Origin of the sequence: Bacillus sp. GMs2/2, from assembly GCF_050172095.1 — a bacterium.
Lineage (GTDB): Bacteria > Bacillota > Bacilli > Bacillales > Bacillaceae_G > Bacillus_A > Bacillus_A cereus.
This window is the reverse complement of the sequence record NZ_JBNLYE010000371.1, coordinates 1-3,777: the sequence shown is the minus strand read 5'-3', so window position 1 is coordinate 3,777 and position 3,777 is coordinate 1. Positions and strand designations below refer to the sequence as shown.

The window sequence follows — 3,777 nt, the reverse complement described above, 5'->3', positions numbered from 1 at the left end:
CTAATAACTTAGATTCAACTACAGCTAAAAATAATAAATTATGGGGGTGCTTATATGAACATGAATGTAGCATCTATTAAAGAAAAAAAGATTGTTAAATACAAAAGTTGTTTTGATGTGATTGGGCCCATAATGATAGGCCCTTCAAGTTCACATACTGCAGGTGCTTTGGCTATTGGAACAGTTGCTAATAAATTATTTCAAGGTCTTCCCAAAAAAGTTGTGGTAAAGTATTATGAATCATTTGCTGAAACCCATAAAGGTCACGGAACTGATTTTGCAATTATTGCTGGTATATTAGGCTTAGCTGCTGATGACAGCAAAGTGCCAGATGCTATTAAAATAGCAGAGTCTAAGGGAATTGACATTACCTTTATTGAACAATTGGGTAATAGTCCTGCTGGTCATCCAAATACGGCAGATGTATATGCAGAGGATGAAAGTCGAAGTATTAGAGTAATGGGTATTTCGGTCGGTGGTGGGTTGATTGAAGTCAAAAATGTTGAAATTGATGGATTTAGCTTAAATCTGCAGGGGCCATTGCCAGTTGTTATTGCGATTTCAGAAAGAGCTGACTTTGAATTTGTTTTACGCAGGATCTTTAAACAATATGATGTGGAAATTAACAACTTTCATAGTTTGGAAGATAAAACAAAATATTTATATGCATTCGCTTTGGATTCGATATTGCCAGGTAATGCTCAGAAGAAATTAGGAGATTTAAGCAATATAGCTAATCTTATTATTCTTTAGTCACATTAAGGAGTGAAAAATATGTATATGGCCATAAAAGAAATTGTGGATGCAGCTAATAAAAGCCAAAAGCAAATTTATGAATTAGCAATCGAACAGGAAATCAAACAAACTAAAACTTCTTATGAAGAAGTATGGAGTAAAATGGAACGAAATTTAGCGACTATGCAACATGCAATAAATAAAAGTATCGAGGGCGACGGTGTATTTTCTCCAACAGGTTTGACCGGAGGGGATGCTGTAAAAATTAAAAACTATCGAGAAAATAGGAAAACTCTTTCTGGAGATTTGATGGTGTTAGGGATTCAAAGTGCTATCGGTGTTAATGAAGTAAATGCTGCATTAGGAGCTATTTGTGCAACTCCAACAGCAGGTGCGAGTGGGACGATTCCGGGAGTCCTATTTAGTATTAAAGATACGTTGCAGTTAAGTCATGAAGATATGATTCATTTTCTATTCACTTCAGCGTTATTTGGAACGATAGTCGCAAACAACGCTTGTATTTCAGGAGCGTATGGAGGATGTCAAGCTGAAGTAGGAAGTGCCTCAGCGATGGCGGCTGCAGCTGCGGTAGAAGCTGCGGGTGGAACGCCACAGCAATCTTCTGAAGCTTTTTCGATTGCATTACAAAATTTACTCGGTTTAGTTTGTGATCCGGTCGCTGGTTTGGTAGAAATTCCTTGTGTAAAGAGAAACGCCATTGGAACGGCAAATGCTTTAGCAGCAGCGGACATCGCATTAGCTGGCGTAAACAATCTCATCAATGCTGACGAAGTGATTGAAGCCATGTATAGAGTTGGAAGACAGATGCCTCGCGAATTAAGAGAGACAGGTTTAGGTGGTATTGCAGCTACACCTACAGGAATTGCCATTAAAAATAAAATCTTTGGGGAGAAACAATCAAATCAATAAGTTATCGAATATATTGTGAAGTTTTTAACAATCTTTACTCTATTGTTCGCCTAAGGATGTCTGTATATTGGGGGAGTTATCAATAAAATATACTACTATATAATTAAAATATTTTATAAGTGGTAACAAACCCTTCAGGTTGATGCTTCGCTAATTTTTTGATTTTTATTAACCTAGAAGGGGGATATTCGTTGTGGGGCACTATATAAGCTATTCATTTTTCAAGAACGGTCTATATTCCTATATCTTAAAAAGAGAATTAAGAATAGGACACAAGGAGGAATTATTATATGGATGGGAATACTGCAAAAAACATAGAATTTCAAGCTGATAACACTGCAGTAAAAAATGAGAAATATTTAGACCCTAAAAAGTGGCATAAACAGGATACTACCTGGGCATTGAGCCTTTTTGGAACAGCAATTGGAGCAGGAGTACTCTTTTTACCGATTAATGCAGGTTCAGGTGGTTTATTATCATTGCTGTTAATTACCATACTTGCATATCCTGTTATGTATTATTCACATAGGGCGCTTGCTAAAATGATTTACGCTTCGAACTCTGCCGATGAGGGGATTACAGGTACAATAAGAGAGTATTTTGGAAATAAGGCAAGTATCATTTTTAATATTGTATATTTTGTCTCCATTTATACGATCGTGCTGATGTACTCGGTCGCACTTACAAATACCGCTAGTAGCTTTATCGTGCATCAATTGCACATGTCGGAGCCTCCAAGGTCCATTTTATCGCTTGTTTTAGTACTCGGTCTTATCGCTATACTAAATTTTGGTCAAGATATAACTGTAAAGATCATGAGCATGCTAGTGTATCCTTTTATAGCTTCTCTACTTTTTATCGCAATATCTTTGATTCCACAGTGGAATACGTCAATGCTTAGTTTTTCAAGTGTTTCTACTGCTTCAACAGGAACAGGATATTTAGGAACGATATGGATGATACTTCCAATCATAGTATTCTCGTTTAATCATTCGCCTATGATTTCGTCATTTGTTATGAAACAGAGAGCTACGTATGGAATAGATGCTACTGATGCTAAATGTGCTCAAATACAAAAAGTTTGTTATATTATGACATTCGCAGTTGTTATGTTCTTTGTTTGGAGCAGTACCTTAAGTTTGACTCCAAATGATCTTAAGGTGGCAAAAGAACAGAACTTGTCAATCCTATCATATCTTGCTAATGAGCTTAATTCGCCAGTAATCACTATTGCAGCTCCTATCATTGCTTTTGTGGCTATTACAAAGTCTTTCCTTGGTCATTATATAGGAGCGTATGAGGTAATGCGTGACATGATTATCAAGTCCAGTAAAAAACGTGGGAAAGATATAGGAGAAAAAACAGTTAAGACAATGATTCTTACTTTTGTCGTATTAACATGCTGGTATGTTGCTTATACAAATCCAAGTATTCTTGGAATCATTGATGCCCTTAGCGGTCCGCTAGTTGCTGCTATCTTATGTATACTACCCATGTATGCAATCCATAAAGTATCAGTACTTGCTAAATACAAAGGGAAATCTAGCAATGTATTTGTCATTATTATAGGTATTCTTACTGTCCTAGCAAGTATTAAGTCATTATTCTAATCCACTATTGTTAGTATCGATGCAAAAACCGTGGGATATGGAAAAAAGAAAGATTCTTATCGGAACTGAATTCTATATTGTTAAACTAAAGAAATCATGGTTTTGGACAAACTCCTCACATTGGAGAGTTTGTCTTTTTTTATCATTTTAGCCAAGAAGACCCCTTCCTCAAGGAACGCAAAATAAGTAGGTGGGAGATGAATTGGCTAAAATGATAAACTGGTGACCCCGTATGTAGAAGTAAAAAAGGGGGAAACTATTGTATAATTATCGATAATTTAGGGGGCGCCAAATGAAACATAATAAAGAAGTAACACTTGGGGATTACGTTGAATTTTCATATCGTAAAAATCACAATTTGAAATTAATGGGATTTGTGGTGAATGTTTTACAAAATACAATTGTTGTAGATATTGCGGAAAGAATGGATATCGAGGTAGATGATTTTAGGCAAGTTGTAAAGCATGGTTATTATAATAAAGTGGTTCATAAGCAAATAAAG

4 protein-coding genes are annotated in these 3,777 nt (G+C 35.8%); all 4 read left to right on the top strand.

All coding sequences use genetic code 11. The features are described from left to right. The first annotated feature begins 54 nt into the window (after positions 1–54). Entirely contained in the window at positions 55–753 is a 699-nt protein-coding gene (locus ACQGS6_RS24450) for a serine dehydratase beta chain (RefSeq protein WP_426965743.1), read from the top strand. A gap of 21 nt (positions 754–774) precedes the next feature. Next, on the top strand, positions 775–1,665 hold the full coding sequence (gene sdaAA / locus ACQGS6_RS24445) for an L-serine ammonia-lyase, iron-sulfur-dependent, subunit alpha (protein WP_000281777.1): 891 nt from the start codon (positions 775–777) through the stop codon (positions 1,663–1,665). 290 nt (positions 1,666–1,955) lie between these two features. After that, entirely contained in the window at positions 1,956–3,275 is a 1,320-nt protein-coding gene (locus ACQGS6_RS24440; protein ID WP_000348956.1) for an aromatic amino acid transport family protein, read from the top strand. 292 nt (positions 3,276–3,567) lie between these two features. Next, positions 3,568–3,777, top strand: a 210-nt coding sequence (locus ACQGS6_RS24435; RefSeq protein WP_426965741.1) for a DUF2187 domain-containing protein, incomplete at its 3' end; no start/stop codon positions are given.

Coding starts and splice junctions, on each gene's coding strand:
- ACQGS6_RS24440 (WP_000348956.1), top strand. CDS start 1,956: ATGGATGGGAATACTGCAAAAAACATAGAATTTCAAGCTGATAACACT.
- ACQGS6_RS24450 (WP_426965743.1), top strand. CDS start 55: ATGAACATGAATGTAGCATCTATTAAAGAAAAAAAGATTGTTAAATAC.
- sdaAA (WP_000281777.1), top strand. CDS start 775: ATGTATATGGCCATAAAAGAAATTGTGGATGCAGCTAATAAAAGCCAA.